Source organism: Streptomyces luteolifulvus (assembly GCF_008806595.1).
Lineage (GTDB): Bacteria > Actinomycetota > Actinomycetes > Streptomycetales > Streptomycetaceae > Streptomyces > Streptomyces luteolifulvus.
The window spans coordinates 67,331-83,900 of record NZ_VZRB01000004.1; the positions used below are offsets into that span (position 1 = coordinate 67,331).

Below are 16,570 nucleotides of genomic sequence, written 5' to 3' on the forward strand. Positions count from 1 at the left end.
CCGGTCCGTTCGCGGCCGAATCCGATCGGTAAAGTGTTCGTATGACTACCGGGGTGCGCCGCAGAATGGGCGTCGACGAGCGACGCCAGCAGTTGATCGGCGTTGCCCTCGACCTGTTCAGCCGCCGCGCGCCCGACGAGGTCTCCATCGACGAGATAGCGTCGGCGGCCGGTATCTCACGCCCATTGGTCTACCACTACTTCCCCGGCAAACTCAGCCTCTACGAGGCGGCGTTGAAGCGTGCCTCGGAGGATCTGGCCAACCGGTTCGCGGAGCCGCACGAGGGTCCGCTGGGGGCGCGGCTGCTGCGGGTCATGCACCGGTTCTTCGACTTCGTCGACGAGCACGGGCCCGGTTTTTCGGCCCTGATGCGCGGTGGACCGGCGGGGGGCTCCTCGACCACGAACGCGCTCGTGGACTCCGTACGCCAGGCCGCGTATGACCAGATCCTTTCGCATCTGCGCGTCGAGGACCCGCCCGCGCGACTGGAACTGGTCGTCCGCTCCTGGATCTCGCTCGCCGAGTCGACGGCGCTGATCTGGCTGGACGGCCGGCGCATCCCGCGCGCCGAGCTGGAGATCCAGCTCGTGCACGACTTCGCGGCGCTGACCGCGGTCAGCGCCGCCCACGACGAGGAGATGGGCGCGCTGCTGCGCCATATGCTCAGGGACGAGCCGGCCGACGGACCGTTCGGCACCCTGATGAACAGACTCCTGGCGCTGGCGTTCTGAAGACCCCCGGAGGAAAGTCCTCAGCCGTCGAACTTGCGGTACGACGGGTCGAGGTCGCGGACCTCGGCGGAGGCGTGCAGCGCCAGGCCCTCGGCGGGCTTCACGAACCGGCGCAGCAGTTCCAGCACCGCGTCCGTGAGGCGGGCCTTCGTCTCGTCGGTGCGCCCGGCCAGCAGGCCGAGGGTGACATGGACGATGGCGTGACCGTCCTCGTCCCGCCCCACGGTGGTGTCCTCGGTGGCCCGGAACTGCGTCTTGCACGCCTCGTACTTCGCGGCCGCGATCTCCACGACGGCGTCGTGCAGGGCGAGGACGAACCCACGCCGGTCGAAGCCGTCCGCGAGCGGCGCGGAGTAGTCGACGGTGATCTGCGGCATGGGCACTCCTGTTCTGGGCCGACAGGGCTCAGACTAGTTCGTCCGTTGCAGTGCCAGCAGCGCGATGTCGTCCTCGCGGTCGTCGCCGAAGCAGGCCAGGAGGGTGTCGCACAGGGCGTCCAGGCCGGACAGCGCGCCGGCGGCGGCCGCGCGGAGGTGTTCCATCGACGCCGCGAGGTCCGTTCCCCGGGTCTCGATCAGGCCGTCCGTGACCATGAGGAGCCGGTCGGTGGGTTCGAGGACCAGCTCGGTGGGCGGCGGGTGGGGCAGGCCCAGGCCGAGCAGCGGGCCGTCGGCCTCGGCGTAGTCCGCGGTCTGGGTGTCCCGGATGACCAGCGGTGGTATGTGGCCCGCGTTGGCGATGCGGGTGCGCCCGGTCGCGGGGTCGATCAGGGCGAGGCAGACGGTGGCGGTGACATCGGGGTGATAGCGCTGGAGCATCCGGTCGAGGCGTCCGGCGAGCACGGAAGGGTCGCTCTCGTCGACGCCGTAGGCACGCAGCGCATGCCGGATCTCGACCATGACGGTCGCCGCCTCCAGCGAGTGGCCGACGACGTCGCCGACCGCGGTGAGCACGCCGTCGCCGGTGCGCAGGGCAACGTAGAAGTCGCCGCCGATCTCGGTCTGCGAGGACGCGGGCACATAGCGGACCTCCACATCGAGGCCCGGCAGGTTGCGCAGCCGGTGCGGCTGGGGCAGAAAGCTGTGCTGGAGCGTGAGGGCCACATGCCGTTCGACCCGGTACATGAGCAGCGGCTCGGCGGCGAGCGCGGTGGCCTGGGCGAGCCGCACGACCAGGGCCTCCGCCTCGGGGTCGACCCGGCGCATCCCGCGGGTGGGTGTGGCCAGGCACACCGGGGCCTTGCCGTCCTGGGTGAGGACCAGCGCGAGGCGGGCGTCGTGCTGCACACCGGGCCGGAAGAACCCGGTGGGCCACAGCGGCGCGGGCACCGTGGTCAGGTGCACCCCGGCCTGCCCGCGGGTCAGCCGCCGCAGCAGGGCGGCCACGGAACGGTGGGCGCCGTCGTCCGGCAGTGCGAGTGAGGTGCGGTCCCGGGAGGTGCCACAGAACAGTTCGTCGTCCGGGCTGAGCACGAAGACGGTGGCGGGGCCGCCGGTGAGTCGCGCGGTGCCGTCGGCGGCGGCGTCGGCGAGTTCCTTGGGGGAGCGTGCCGCCTGGATGGCGACGATCGTCTCCGACAGCAGCGTCAGCCGCCGTAACACCGCCTGGTCGTCGGCCCGCAGCCGCGCGGCGCGTACCGCGGCCCGCACCACCGCCTGGATCTCCTCGGGTTCGGCGGGCACCGTCAGATACGCCTCGCCGCCCGCGTCCAGTCCGTGGCAGCGGTCGCCCGGGGCCACGGCGGCGGCCGAGAAGTGGACGACGGGCAGGCCCGCCATGTGCGGCCGGGACTTGAGCCTGCGGCACAGTTCGAAGCCGCTCATGTCCGGCAGGTCCACGTCGACGAGGGCCACGTCGGGCAGGATGCCCTTGCGCAGCCGCACGTCGAGTTCGACGAGCGCCTCGCCGCCGGTGGCGACCGGCACGACCTGATGGCCGGCTCTGCGCAGCACGGTGCCCATGGCGTACCGGTTGGCCGCCCGGTCGTCCACGACCAGCACGGTCGTATCTGTCAGCTTGCCGTCGACGTCCATCTTCCAGCCCTGGGACAACACCGGTGGGGCAGACCGGAGTTCATGGTCTGCCCCACCAAGGTAATGCCCTTATCAGCTGCTACGGGAGAAGACCGCTGCAGTGCGCCCCGGAACGGCGAAGGTGCCCGATATCCGCTCATAGGAGGCGGACTTGACGGTAGGGTCTGCCCCTGACATCTGCACCGGGTGCAGCCGGTAGCCGGTGCCCGCCAGCGGGTCGATCCGCTGCTCCTGCGTCTTCGGCGTCGCGTTGAACACGACGACGAGGTCACCGAGTTCCATGGTGATCACACCGGGCGTCTCGTCCTTCCCGGACAGCGGGAAGGAGAGCTGCGACTGCACCTGTCCGGCCGTGCCGAGGGAGAACAAGCGCTCCGTCGTGCGGATCTTCAGCAGATCCCGGTACGCGGCCGACGCGCCCTCGATCTGCTCGCAGCCGGCCTTGACCGCGCCCAGCAGCGGCTTGGCGTACGGCCACTTGGCGGCGTTGTCGGCCGCCATCGGCAGTCCGCGGCCGAAGCCGTTGCCGTCCGCGCAGTTCCAGTGGATCGCGTTGAACCAGTCACCGCTGTCGTACGAGTTGCGGTCCAGGGACTTGGAGCGCAGCAGGTCCGAGCCGGCCTGGGAGAGCGTCGGGCCCTGCGAGAGGGTGGCCGTCGCCATCGCGAGGACCTGCATCCGGGCCCGGTCGGACGCGGAGGTGTCCTTGGGCAGCTTGTAGGCCAGCGCGTCGAACAGCGACTCGTTGTCGTGCGCGTCGGCGTAGGCGAGGGCGTCGCCGGGCGCGTCCGCGTAACCGGCGGGGGCGCCGTTGTAGTCGACGTCGGCGCCGGTGACCTCCTTGCCTGCGGTGTCGGTGAAGCGGTACCCCGCGAGGTTGCCGGAGAGCCCCACCTTGATCAGGTCCTGGTAGTGCAGCAGACGGGCCTTCTGCTGCTCCTCGGTGCCGTTGCCGGTGGAGGTGTTGGGGTCGGTGTACAGGCCGGAGGCGAAGCCCTGGATGCCGGGGTCGGAGTCGAAGGGTCCGCCGCCGCGCACGGCGTCACGGGCCCGGTCGGAGAAGGTCGCGATGCCGGTCCCCGCCATGTTCTTCTGCGTGGCCTGCACGAACCGGGCGTCGTCGGCGACCTCGCCGAAGTTCCAGCCCTCGCCGTAGAGGATGATCTTCCGTCCGTCGACACCGTCCTTCGCGAGGGTCAGCGCGTCCAGCGCCTTGCGTACGGCGAGGATGTTGGCCTTGGGGTGGTGGCCCATGAGGTCGAAGCGGAAGCCGTCGACCTTGTACTCCTTGGCCCAGGTGACCACCGAGTCGACGACCAGCTTGCCCATCATGGCGTTCTCGGTGGCGGTGTTGGCGCAGCAGGTGCTGTTCGCGACCGAGCCGTCCGCGAGGAGCCGCTGGTAGTAGCCGGGCACGATCCTGTCGAGGACGGAGGTGGCCGCCTGCCCGCTCGCCGCGGTGTGGTTGTAGACGACGTCCATGACGACCCTGAGGCCGTCCTCGTTGAGCGCCTTGACCATCTTGCGGAACTCGACCGTACGGGCGGTGCCGTCCGGGTCGGTGGCGTACGACCCCTCGGGGACCGTGTAGTGGTACGGGTCGTAGCCCCAGTTGTAGGCGTCCTTCGCGGCGACCGCGGCCACGCACTCCTGCTGCTGGTCGGAGTCGGCCGGGTAGGAGGCGAGGTCGCAGTCGGTGCCCGCCTGGTCGGACTTCCGCTCGGGGATGGTGGCGATGTCGAAGGCGGGCAGCAGATGCACGTACGACGTGCCCGACTTCGCGAGCCCCCGCAGGTGCCGGGAGCCGTCACTGCCCTTGTCGGTGAAGGCGAGGTAGGTGCCGGGGTGCTGCGCCGTCCGGTCCGCCACGGAGAAGTCCCGGATGTGCAGCTCCTGGATCTGGGCGTCCCGCAGCGGTACGGCCCTGGGCTTGACGAGGCCCGACCAGCCGCGCGGGGCGAGGGACTTGTCGTCCAGGTCGACGACGAGACTGCGCCGGGAGTCCGTGGTCAGCGCGACCGAGTAGGGGTCGGTGACCTTGTTGGTGACGACCTTGCGGACGCTGGGCGCCCACACGGCCACGGCGTACCGGTAGGGCTTGTTCTTCCAGGACCTGGGGCCGGTGACGGACCAGACCCCGGTGGCGGCGTTCCGCTTCATGGCGACGGTGGAGCCGCCGAGCTCCAGGGACACCTTGCGCGCGGTGGGCGCCCAGACGGACAGCGTGGGCCGGCCGTCCCGGAAGACCGGCCCGAGGTCGGCCTTCGTCGCGCCCGGGTACAGATCGTCGAGTACGCCGGCGATCTGTACGCCGGTCGCCGCGAGTACGGCGCCGTTGGCGGCGCGCTGGGAGGCGACGAGCTGGCCGCGGAGGGCGGTGCGGACCCGGTCGCGGTCGCGCGGGTCGACGGACCAGGCGGTGTAGCTCTTCAGATGCGGGAACCTGGCCTTCTGGGCGTCGGTGAGGGTGGTCTTCCACAGCCGCAGCCAGCGCTCGTCGTCACTGGTCAGTGCGCCGTCCTTGACGGTGATGGACCCGTCGCGGGAGGACAGCAGCTGGGTGGAGACGGCCGCGTCGGAGCCGTTCCAGGCGACCGTGTTCCGGTCGATCCAGACCGCCTTGGAGGTGGTCGGGTCCAGCGCGGCGGCGGAGCCCGCAGGCTGCGGGAGCAGGTACTTCTCCTGGCCGTTCAGCAGCCACACCTCGTGGCCATTGGCCTTGAGGTCGAGCGACTGGTCGGCGGGCAGGTCCTTATCGTCGCCCTTGTGGACGATGTAGCTGAGGCTCCCGGCACCGTCGGTGAGCGGTACCTCGAAGACGGCGCCGAAGGCGTCGGTCCTCACCGGCTTCAGGGGGTTGGACCACTCGGTGGGGTTCGCGGCGCCGGTCCACACATGCAGGCCCCAGCCGTCGTAGTTGCCGTCGGCGCGGTGGTAGTGGAGGACGGCCTTGGTCTTGTCCTGCTCCGGGTGGTCGGGCCGTTCGGTGCGCACGGCCTCCTTGCCCTGCTCGACCCAGATCTCGCCGTGCTTGGTGACATCGATCGTGCGGTCGGCGGAGACGTCCTTGTTGCCCTGCTTGTCGATGACGAGGAAGCCGACACCGGAGGCGCCGGGCTTCAGCTTGACGTAGGCGAAGGCACCGTAGGCGTCCCGGCCGATGAAGGGGTGGCTGTCGGGCCAGTTGGTGGACTCGCCGTCGGCGAGGTCGCCCCAGGCGTACAGGCCCCAGTCGGCGTAGTCGCCGTCCGTGCGCTTGTAGTGGACGATCGCGTAGTCGCGGGAGGAGGCCGTGGGGACCTCCGGGGCGGGCGGGGTGCCGGTGGTGCTCGTGGCGGTGGCGCTCGCGGTCCGGCCCGCGGAGTCGATCACGACGGCCTTGTAGCGCAGGGCGGTGCCGGCGGGTACGTCCTTGCCGATGGTCTGGGTGACCTTGTACGGGGCGTGGTCGGCGGAGCCGAGGACGCGCCACCTGCCGTTGCCGGTCTGGGCGGCGAACACGACGCGGTTGAGCTGACCGCCCTCGACATCGGCGGAGAGCTCGACGGTCCCGGTGGCACCGGCGTCCGGGGCCTTCAGGGTGATCGTCGGCTTGGTGGCGGGCTCGGCGAGGGTGCCGGCCGCCTTGAGGACGACGGCGGAGCCGGCCGGGACGGTGACCGTGATCTTCCTGTCGGCGTCGGTCTTCGCCGTGGCGTCCGTGCCGTAGATCCCGCGGTACGTCATGTCGGCGGAGCCGGTCGCAAAGGTCGCGGTCTTCGCCTCGCCGGCGTTGTTGAAGGCGACGATGTACTCGGCACCGGTCCTGGCGTCCGTGCGGGTGGCCGCGTAGACGCCGGAGCCGTCGGCCGCGTACCGCTGGGTCTGGACTCCGTCCATGAGCGCCGGGTTGTTCTTCCGGAGCTTCGCCAGAGCCGCAATCTGCCGGTAGAGCGGGGTGCTCGTGTCGTAGGCGTCGCTCGCGTGGGTACGGTCGGTGCCGATCTGGTCGTCGTCGAGGTACTCGGCCGTGCGGGAGGCGAACAGGGTCTGGCGGGCGTCCTTGTCGCCGCCGGAGCCGGTGAAGCCCTGCTCGTCGCCGTAGTAGACGACGGGGTTGCCACGGCTGAGGAACATCAGCTCGTTGGCGAGCCGGTCCTTGGCGAGGAGTTCGGCGTCGGTCGCCTTCGGGTTGTCCTGCTTCAGGAAGTGCCCGATGCGGCCCATGTCGTGGTTGCCGAGGAAGGTGACCTGCTCGTACGCGTTGGCCTTGTCGGTCGTGTACTTGTAGTCGTCGCCGAAGACGGACGCCAGCTTCTGCGCGCTGCCGCCCTGGGAGGCGTACTGCCGTGCCGCCTCCTGGAAGGGGAAGTCGAGCGTGGCGTCGAGCCGGCCCCGGGTGACGTACGGCGAGGTGATCGACGTGTCGGCGGAGTAGACCTCGCCGAACATGAAGAAGTCGTCCCGGCCCTGCCTGGCCGCGTAGGCGTCCAGGGCCGTGGCCCACTGGGTCCAGAACTGCATGTTGACGTGCTTCACGGTGTCGATCCGGAAGCCGTCGATGCCGAAGTCCCTGACCCACCGCTGGTAGATCTTCTTCATCCCGCCGACGACCTCGGGACGCTCGGTCCACAGGTCGTCGAGGCCGGAGAAGTCGCCGCCCTCGGCGCTCTCGCCGGCGAAGGTGGAGTCGCCGCGGTTGTGGTACATGGTCGGGTCGTTGAGCCAGGAGGGGACCTTCACGTCCTTCTTGGCGGCGGGCACGAAGGGCGTACGGGGGAAGGAGTCGCGGTCGACGGCGGGGAACCCGGACGTCCCGTCCGCGTAGTCGGCGTCGTCGAACGGCTCGCCGTCCTTGGTCAGGTAGGGGAAGGCGCCCTTGGAGAGGTAGTCGTAGGACTTCTCCTCGTAGTCGACGACATCGGCGGTGTGGTTGGTGATGACGTCGAAGAAGACCTTCATGCCCTTGGCATGCGCCTTGGAAATGAGGGTTTCGAGGTCCTTGTTGGTGCCGAAGTGCGGGTCGACCTGGGTGAAGTCGGTGATCCAGTACCCGTGGTAGCCGGCGGAGGCGTTGCTGCCGGTGCCCTGCACGGGCTGGTTCTTGAAGATGGGCGCCATCCAGATGGCGGTGGTGCCCAGGCCCTTGATGTAGTCGAGCCTCTTGGTCAGGCCCTTGAGGTCGCCGCCCTGGTAGAAGCCCTTGTCGGTGGGGTCGTAGCCGGTGACCAGACGTGAACCGGTCAGGCCGCCCTCGTCGTTGGCGGTGCTGCCGTTGGCGAAACGGTCCGGCAGAACGAAGTAGAACTGCTCACGCGTGTCGTCGTGCCGGGCGGGCTCGGCCGCGAGCTTCGCGTCGGAGGGCGGCGGGGGCGGGGTCTCGGCACGCGCCGCGAGCGGCTGTACGACGGCTGCGGCGAGCGCGGCGGCGGTGACGGCCGCGACCCGTCCGGTATGTGGCGCGATGCGGCGCGCCGGCCATCTCGGTATCACAGGCGGGAACTCCTTGCGATTACGGCTCCATCGGGTCCGACCCCTGCGCCACGGCACGGCCTTGTCGGCTTCGTCGCCGGGCGTCCGCGTGACCGTATCGCCAACGAAAGGTTTACAGCAAGAGGGTTGAAACTGATAGCAAGATGTTTCAGCGTCAAACTTCGAGACGCCCCCGGGTGCGCGGCGACCGGAGCGCCGGTCACCGCGCACGGACTCAGCAGCTCGGCTTGCCGGCGTAGAGGGCGAGCGCCGTGTTGGCGCCCAGGGCGGCGGTGAACTGTCCGCTGGAGTTCACCGCCACCGTCGTGTTGTTCTGGACGTTGCAGTACGTCCCGGCCGGCAGCGAGGTCTGGTACGTCCGGGTCAGCGAGCCCGACTCGTGGTTGATGGCCACATAGCCCTTGCTGCCACGCCCGAAGGCGATCGCGTCACCCCCGTTGTCCCACCAGTCGGTGACCGCCTGACCGCGCGTCGCGTTGCGGAAGGCGACCATGCGGATGATCTCCGGCCAGGCGTGCTGGCACTTCCAGCCGTCCTGCCAGCAGGCGTTGACCGTGCCACCGGCCGGCGGGCCGGCGTCCTTGTCCGACCACTCGTAGGCGGAGTTGATGTCCGGGGCGCCGTACGGGTAGGCCAGCATGAAGACGTGCGCCAGCGTGTAGGTGGCGCCGTCCTTGTAGTTGAGCGTGCTGCCGTTGCGCTCCGTGTCGTGGTTGTCGACGAACACACCGGAGACGCCACTGTTCATATAGCCCCAGCCCTCGCCGTAGTTCTTCAGGTAGGCGAGGTTCTCGTTGTTGAAGACCCGCTTGAGGTCGTAGGCGTAGCGGAACTCCTGGACGTCTCCGTTGCCCGTGTACTCGGTGGGCTGGACGGCCTCTCCGGAGCCGTGGATGACCTCCTGCTTCCAGTACACCGACGGGTTCGTCAGGCGGGCCTTGATGTTCGCCAGGTCGGCTGCGTCGATGTGCTTGGCCGCGTCGATGCGGAAGCCGTCCACGCCCAGGGTGAGCAGGTCGTTCATATAGCCGGCGATGGCCTGGCGGACGTAGTTCTCGCCCGTGTCGAGGTCGGCGAGGCCCACCAGTTCGCAGTGCTGGACGTTCCAGCGGTCGCTGTAGTTGGAGACCTGGTGGGTGCAGTCGTCGAAGTCGTAGGAGGCGTACAGACCGGGGTAGTCGTACTTCGTGTACGGCGATCCCCCGGTCCCGGTGCCGCTTCCCGCGGCCATGTGGTTGACGACCGTGTCGACGACGACCTTCACGCCTGCCGCATGACAGGTGTTCACCATGTTCTGGAACGCCGTCCGGTCGCCGAGCCGGCCCGCGATCTTGTAGCTGACCGGCTGGTACGAGGTCCACCACTGCGAGCCCTGTATGTGCTCGGCAGGTGGAGAGACCTGGACGTATCCATAGCCGGCGGGGCCGAGCGTGTTGGTGCACTCCTTGGCGACCGAGGCGAACTTCCACTCGAAGAGGACGGCGGTGACGTCCTTGGTGCCGGGCGGGGAGGCCTGCGCCATGGACGGGGTCATGACAAGGGCGGACGCCGCGAGGGCGAGGGCCCCTGAGAGGGTTCTGCGTGCCATGTGGGGTTCCTTCATCGTTGAAGGCACTTGCTGAAAACTTTCAACCAACTTGCGGTGACGCAGATGTTAAAGGCCCGCTGCCTGAAAAGGCAGCGGGCCGATTGAAGTTGATGAAAGAACTTTTCGACGGACCGTCAGGCCGTCGTGAACCACACGGTGGTGTCGCCGGGCACCTTCGCCTCGCCGTCCGCCTCGGTCACCTCACCGCTGGCGAGCAGCACCCGCCCGTACGCCGGAGTCGTCACCGACTCCCCGCTGGTGTTGGCGACGCACACGAACTCCCCGCGGCGGAAGGCGAGCACGCCCTCGGGCGTCCGCAGCCACTCCACCGAGTCGCCCGCGCCCAGGTCGGCGTGGTCACGGCGGACGGCGAGCGCGGCGCGGTACAGCTCTAGGGTCGAGTCCGGCTCGCCGTCCTGCGCCTCGACGCTCAGCTCGCCCCACGACGTGGGCTGCGGCAGCCAGCTCCCCCCGCGGCCGAAGCCGTACGAGGATCCGGTGCGCGTCCACGGGATCGGCACCCGGCAGCCGTCACGGAAGCCGTCCTGGCCCGCGCCCCGGAAGTACGCGGGGTCCTGGCGGACCTCGTCCGGCAGGTCGACGACGTCCGGCAGGCCGAGCTCCTCGCCCTGGTAGATGTACGCCGATCCGGGCAGCGCCAGCATCAGCAGCGTGGCCGCCCGGGCCCGGCGCAGACCGAGCGCGCGGTCGCCGGCCAGGCGGATCTGGGTGCCGAGGCCGGGCGGGTTGGCGAAGCGGGTGGCGTGCCGGGTCACGTCGTGGTTCGACAGGACCCAGGTGGCGGGGGCGCCGACGGGGCGCATGGCGTCCAGGGTGCGGTCGACGACGGTACGCAGTTCGGCGGCGTCCCACTCCGTGGCCAGGTACTGGAAGTTGAAGGCCTGGTGGAGTTCGTCGGGGCGGACGTAGTTCGCGGTGCGTTCGACGGTCGGGGTCCAGGCCTCGGCCACGAAGATGCGTTCGCCCGCGTACTCGTCGAGGACGGTGCGCCACTGGCGGTAGACGGCGTGCACGCCGTCCTGGTCGAAGAACGGCATGACATCGTTGCCCAGCAGTTTCAGCTGTTCGTGGGAGCCGAGGTCGGGCAGGCCGTCCGCCTTGACCAGGCCGTGGGCCACATCGATGCGGAAGCCGTCGACGCCCATGTCGAGCCAGAAGCGCAGGATGGAGCGGAACTCGTCGCCGACGGCCGGGTGCTCCCAGTTGAAGTCGGGCTGCTCGGGGGCGAAGAGATGCAGATACCACTCGCCGGGGGTGCCGTCGGGTTCGGTGATCCGGGTCCAGGCGGGCCCGCCGAAGATCGACTCCCAGTCGTTGGGCGGCAGTTCGCCGTTCGCGCCCTTGCCGGGGCGGAAGTGGTAGCGGTCCCGCAGCGGAGAGCCGGGGCCCTCCCTCAGGGCCCGCTTGAACCACTCGTGCTGGTCGGAGGAGTGGTTCGGGACGAGGTCGACGATGATCCTCAGGCCCAGTCCGTGTGCGTCGCGGATCAGCGCGTCGGCGTCCAGGAGGTTGCCGAACATGGGGTCCACGGCCCGGTAGTCGGCCACGTCGTAGCCGGCGTCGGCCTGCGGCGAGGCGTAGAAGGGGCTGAGCCACACGGCGTCCACGCCGAGGTCGCGCAGATACGGGAGGCGGGAGCGTACGCCCTCCAGGTCGCCCATGCCGTCGCCGTTGCTGTCGGCGAAGCTGCGCGGATACACCTGGTAGATCACCGCGTCCCGCCACCAGTCGCGGCGCTGGGCGACGGTGGCGACAGCCGCTTCGGGGTAGGGGGTTTCTGCCGGGTCGGCGGTGTGCTGGCTCATGGCGTCCTTGATGCGTGCGGGGGTTCGGGTCATGGGGCGTGCGGGTGCGGCGGCGGTGACGAGGCGGCCGCGGTGCCTGCGGGGTCGGATGGGGCACCGCGGCCGCCACCCGCGCGCGAGGCGCGCGGGTGCCGCCGGGAAGGGCCGCTTGGGGTCAGCCCTTCGTGCCGCCTGCGGTCAGGCCGGTCACCAGGTTCTTCTGCACGAAGTAGAAGAACGCGGAGACGGGTATGGCGATCAGCACCGCGGTGGCGGCCATGAGGTTGCGCTGGGCGTCGTGCTCGCTGACGAAGGTCTGCAGACCGACGGCGAAGGTGTACTTCGTGTCGGACAGCATGAACGTCGAGGCGAACGCGACCTCGCCGAACGCGGTGAGGAAGCTGTAGAAGGCGGCGACCGCCAGGCCCGGCTTGGCGAGCGGCAGGATCAGCCGCGCGAACGTGCCGAAGGGGGTCAGCCCGTCGACGCGTCCTGCCTCGTCGATCTCGAACGGGATGGTGTCGAAGTAGCCCTTCATCAGCCACGCACAGTACGGGACGACGGTCGTGCAGTAGACGAGGACAAGTCCAGGGTAGGTGTCGATGAGCTGAAGGTCCGAGAGGATCTGGTACATCGGCACCATCAGGACCGCCACCGGGAACATCTGGGTGATCAGGAGCACCCACATGAACTTCTTGTAGCCCGGGAAGCGCATACGGGAGACCGCGTAGCCGGTGGTGGCGGAGATGATCACACCGATGGCGGTGGTGCCGAGGGTGACGATCATCGTGGTCAGCAGCCAGTCGAAGAACTTCGTGTGTTCCAGCACGAAGGTGTAGTTGTCGAGCGTCATCTTGCCCCAGATGCGCCCGGGGTGCAGATAGTCGTCCTTGTCCGGGCCGAGGGACAGGAAGACCAGCCAGGCGACCGGGAAGAGCGCGACCAGGCTCGCGACGATCAGGATGCCGTGGGAGGCGAGGCGCGTGGCGCGGCCGGTCTCGCCCCGCGGGCGGGCCGTGCGCGGCTGGGCGGGCACGGAGTCCTGGCCGGCCACCGCGCCGGGCGTGTCAACAGTGGTGGTGCTCATGGGGACTCCTGCCTCAGATCGCGAGCTGCTGCTCATTGCGATTCAGCCAGCGGCGGTAGAAGGAGGTGAAGACGACCAGGATGGCCAGCAGCAGGATGCCGTAGGCGGCCGACTGCGCGAAGTCACGCGGCTGCTGCCCGAAGCCGAGGTAGTAGGCCCAGGTGACGAGGATCTGCGCGTCAGGGGCGGTGTCGCCGAACAGCAGGAAGATGATGGCGAACTGGTTGAAGGTCCAGATGATGCCGAGCAGTACGACGGTGGAGCTGACGGACCTCAGACCCGGAAGGGTGACGTACCGGAAGCGCTGCCAGGCGTTCGCGCCGTCCATCTCGGCGGCTTCGTAGAGCGAGGTGTCGATGGACTGGAGGCCGCCGAGCAGCGACAGCATCATGAAGGGGACGCCGCACCAGGTGTTGACCATGATCGCGGCGAACCGCTGCCAGAAGGTGTCCTCCAGCCACAGCGGCGAGGGCAGATGCAGCGCGTCCAGGGCGGAGTTGATGATGCCGCCGTCGGCGAGCATGAAGCGCCAGCCGAAGACGGTGACGAAGGTCGGCACGGCCCAGGGCAGGATCAGGACAAGCCGGTAGAGGGTCCGCCCGCGCAGCTTCTGGTTGAGCAGGAGGGCCAGGCCCAGGCCGATGACGTAGTGCAGGGTGACACAGACCGCGGTCCAGACGATCGTCCAGACGAAGTGCGACCAGAAGCGTTCGTACGCCGTCGGGCCCCACAGGATGTCGGCGTAGTTGTCGAGGCCGATGAACTTGTAGGTCGCGTCGATGTGGTTGACGCCGATCGTGCGCGCCGTGTTGAGGCTGTTGGCGTCCGTGAGGGTGAGGTAGACGCCGTACACCAGGGGATAGATCACGAGGACGCCGAGCACGACGACCACGGGCGCGATCATCGCGTAGGCGTACCAGTGCTTCTGGTATCCGTGCTTGAGGCGCTGGAGCGGCCCGGGGCGCGGTGCGCGGTCACCTCGGGTCTTTCCTGTCGCGCGATCGATGGCGACTGTCATGGCTCGACAACCTTCTTGAAGATCGGCAGCTGTACGGCACTACGGGCCGGCTGGACACAGGACGGCGGCCGTCGCATCTGTCCCCCCAGGCAGATGCGACGGCCACGCGGGCTTACTTGCTGAAGTCCGGGACCAGCTTGGTGATCGCGGCCTCTACGTTGCTCAGACCCTTGTCCAGGGACTCCTTGCCGCCGGCGATCTGCGGCAGCTCGGTGTCCAGCGGGCCCCACAGGGAGCTGTACTCGGGCAGCGCGGGGCGCGGCTGTGCGTTGGGCAGGACGCCCTGGTAGCCGGCGATGCCCGGGTCGGCCTTGACCTCGGCGGTGTAGGCGTCGTCACGCGTGGGCAGCGTGGAGTTCTTCAGGGCGATGGCCGACTGGGACTTCGCCGAGGTCATGAAGTTGACGAACTTCAGCGCGGCCTTCTGGTGCGCGGAGTCCGAGCCGGCGTAGACGGACAGGTTGTGGCCGCCGGTCGGGGCGCCCGCCTTGCCGCTGGAGCCGGCCGGGACGGTGGCGATGCCCAGGTTGGCCTTGTCCTTGAAGGCCGAGCCCTTGTAGAAGTTCGTGATCTCCCAGGGACCCTGGATGATCGAGGCGACCTTGCCGCTGACGAACGCCTCCTGGATGTGGGCGTAGGCGTCGGCGGTGGTGTCGGCCTTGTGCAGGCCCTTGCCGTCGAACAGGCTCAGCCAGGTCTCGTAGCCCTTCTTCGCGGCGTCCGAGCTGACGGTGATCTTCTTGGCGGCGGCGTCGACGGTGTCGGTGCCCTCGCCGTAGAGGAACGTCTGCGCGTAGTAGGCCGAGGTGGAGCCCCAGTAGCCGTCGACGCCGGTCTTGCCCTTGATCTTGGCGGCGGCCTTCCTCAGGTCGTCCCAGGTCTTGGGGGCCCCGACGCCGGCCTTCTCGAAGAGCTGCTTGTTGTAGACCAGCGCGAGGGTGTCGGTGACGAACGGCACGCCGTAGCTCTTGCCTTCGTACTTGGACTGCTCGATCAGGTTGGGCTGGAACTTGGCCTGGTCCGCGAGGGCCTCGGTGCCGTCCAGCGGCAGCAGGTAGCCCTTCTTGGCGAAGGCGGGGGTCCAGCCGACCTCGGAGCGCAGGATGTCCGGGGCGCCCTTGGAGCCGGCGGCCGTGTCGAACTTGTTCTGCGCCTGGTCGAAGGGCACGTTGACGTACTTGACCTTGATGTCCTTGTTGGCGGCCTCGAACTCCTTGACCAAGGCCTGGTACGTCGGTGCCTCGTTGGTGGCGTTGGAGGTGTCCCACCAGGTGATGGTGACAGGCCCGTCCGACTTGTCGCTGCCGCTGTCGTCCCCGCCGCAGGCCGTCGCCGCGAGGGCGAGGGAGGCCACCAGCGCGGTGGCCGCTATGCCACGCCGCATGAGTTCTCCTTGAGGGTGAAAGCCCGTGTGGTGCAGGGGGCGGTCCCGTTCGCCGTTCCTGCCGTCTTGCCGACTGCGCCGTTGCGGCGGCCGGGCGACGTGAACGTAACAGCGTTGAAAGCGTTGCGAAAGACCTTGCAGCAAAAAAGTGCAAGGGATCTCCGAAGTTATCCCGGCGTGACGTACGGGCGACCTTTGCGAGACCATGGGGGGTAGGGCCGAACGGCCTCGAACCCCGGGGTTGAGCGGCCCCGAAGCGGGGCACGGGCCATTTGTGCAAGACTCTGCAAGCTCTTGCTACCACTTTCACGAGGGAGCGCGATGACGCAGCAGCGCGGACCGGGGCGTCCCACAGGACGCCCCAGGCGTCCGATTGGTGTGCAAGGTGACACCTTGCCGGTACAGTCCACCCCTGTGACCACACGGCTTGCCGACATCGCTGCTCAGGCGGGGGTGAGCGAAGCGACCGTCAGCCGCGTCCTCAACGGGAAGCCGGGCGTCGCCGCCACCACCCGCCAGTCCGTGCTGGCCGCACTCGATGTGCTGGGGTACGAACGCCCGGTGCGTCTGCGGCAGCGCAGTGAGGGCCTGGTGGGCCTGATAACCCCGGAGCTGGAGAACCCGATATTCCCGGCCCTGGCGCAGGTGATCGGCCAGGCGCTGACCAGGCAGGGCTACACGCCGGTCCTCGCCACCCAGACCCCGGGCGGGTCCACGGAGGACGAGCTGACCGAGATGCTGGTGGACCGCGGAGTCGCCGGGATCATCTATGTCTCCGGTCTGCACGCCGACACCACCGCCGACATGCAGCGCTACGAGCAGCTGCGGGCGCAGGGCGTCCCGTTCGTGCTCGTGGACGGCTTCTCCCCGAAGGTGCAGGCGCCGTTCATCTCCCCCGACGACCGCGCCGCGATGACACTGGCGGTCACCCATCTGGTGTCGCTCGGCCACACCCGGATCGGGCTGGCGCTCGGCCCGAAACGGTTCGTGCCGGTGCAGCGCAAGATCGAGGGCTTCGTCCGCACCATGCAGGACCAGCTGGGGCTGAGCGCGCAGTCCATCGAGACCGACCTCGTGCAGCACTCCCTGTACACGCTGGAGGGCGGTCAGGCCGCGGCCACCGCGCTGATCGACCGCGACTGCACGGCGGTGGTCTGCGCGAGCGACATGATGGCGCTGGGCGCGATACGGGCGGCCCGGCAGCGGGGTCTGGACGTGCCGAAGGGCATCTCGGTGGTGGGTTTCGACGACTCTCCGCTGATCGCGTTCACCGACCCGCCGCTGACCACGATCCGCAAGCCGGTCCCGGCGATGGGCCAGGCCGCGGTGCGCACGTTGCTGGAGGAGATCGGCGGGACGCCCGCGCCCCACAGTGAATTCGTGTTCATGCCGGAGCTGGTGGTGCGCGGTTCGACGGCCTCGGCCCCCGGGGACCGGAACCGGGTCTAATCA

At 69.1% G+C, this 16,570-nt stretch carries 10 protein-coding genes; 2 read left to right on the forward strand and 8 right to left on the reverse strand.

Translation table 11 applies throughout. From position 1 onward, the window contains the following. Window positions 1–41: 41 nt before the first annotated feature. Window positions 42–731, forward strand: coding sequence for a TetR/AcrR family transcriptional regulator (locus F7R91_RS07295; protein WP_150945738.1), 690 nt, complete (start codon window positions 42–44; stop codon window positions 729–731). Between the two features lie 20 nt (window positions 732–751). Here the strand turns inward: F7R91_RS07295 and F7R91_RS07300 are convergent, their stop codons facing one another. The 8 genes from F7R91_RS07300 to F7R91_RS07335 form a co-directional block, all read right to left on the reverse strand. Continuing rightward, window positions 752–1,108 (reverse strand): 5-carboxymethyl-2-hydroxymuconate Delta-isomerase, encoded by a 357-nt coding sequence (locus F7R91_RS07300; RefSeq protein WP_150945741.1) that lies wholly within the window; start codon window positions 1,106–1,108, stop codon window positions 752–754. A 33-nt stretch (window positions 1,109–1,141) separates the two neighbouring features. Then, window positions 1,142–2,764, reverse strand: a complete 1,623-nt coding sequence (locus F7R91_RS07305) for a fused response regulator/phosphatase (RefSeq protein ID WP_150945742.1) — start codon at window positions 2,762–2,764, stop codon at window positions 1,142–1,144. Window positions 2,765–2,836: 72 nt separating this feature from the next. Further along, entirely contained in the window at window positions 2,837–8,236 is a 5,400-nt protein-coding gene (gene pulA, locus F7R91_RS07310) for a pullulanase-type alpha-1,6-glucosidase (RefSeq protein WP_150945744.1), read from the reverse strand. Window positions 8,237–8,450: 214 nt separating this feature from the next. Next, window positions 8,451–9,824 carry an alpha-amylase gene (locus F7R91_RS07315; RefSeq protein WP_150945746.1) on the reverse strand — a complete coding sequence of 458 codons (1,374 nt, stop codon included), beginning with the start codon at window positions 9,822–9,824 and terminating at the stop codon, window positions 8,451–8,453. 134 nt (window positions 9,825–9,958) lie between these two features. After that, window positions 9,959–11,650 carry a glycoside hydrolase family 13 protein gene (locus F7R91_RS07320; protein ID WP_150946226.1) on the reverse strand — a complete coding sequence of 564 codons (1,692 nt, stop codon included), beginning with the start codon at window positions 11,648–11,650 and terminating at the stop codon, window positions 9,959–9,961. Between the two features lie 154 nt (window positions 11,651–11,804). After that, on the reverse strand, window positions 11,805–12,716 hold the full coding sequence (locus F7R91_RS07325) for a sugar ABC transporter permease (RefSeq protein ID WP_150945749.1): 912 nt from the start codon (window positions 12,714–12,716) through the stop codon (window positions 11,805–11,807). 13 nt (window positions 12,717–12,729) lie between these two features. After that, window positions 12,730–13,734 carry a carbohydrate ABC transporter permease gene (locus tag F7R91_RS07330; protein ID WP_150945752.1) on the reverse strand — a complete coding sequence of 335 codons (1,005 nt, stop codon included), beginning with the start codon at window positions 13,732–13,734 and terminating at the stop codon, window positions 12,730–12,732. A 112-nt stretch (window positions 13,735–13,846) separates the two neighbouring features. Continuing rightward, window positions 13,847–15,118 carry an extracellular solute-binding protein gene (locus F7R91_RS07335; RefSeq protein WP_150945755.1) on the reverse strand — a complete coding sequence of 424 codons (1,272 nt, stop codon included), beginning with the start codon at window positions 15,116–15,118 and terminating at the stop codon, window positions 13,847–13,849. Between the two features lie 414 nt (window positions 15,119–15,532). Here F7R91_RS07335 and F7R91_RS07340 point away from each other — a divergent pair, with 414 nt between their 5' ends. Then, entirely contained in the window at window positions 15,533–16,567 is a 1,035-nt protein-coding gene (locus F7R91_RS07340; RefSeq protein WP_150945758.1) for a LacI family DNA-binding transcriptional regulator, read from the forward strand. Window positions 16,568–16,570: the final 3 nt, after the last annotated feature.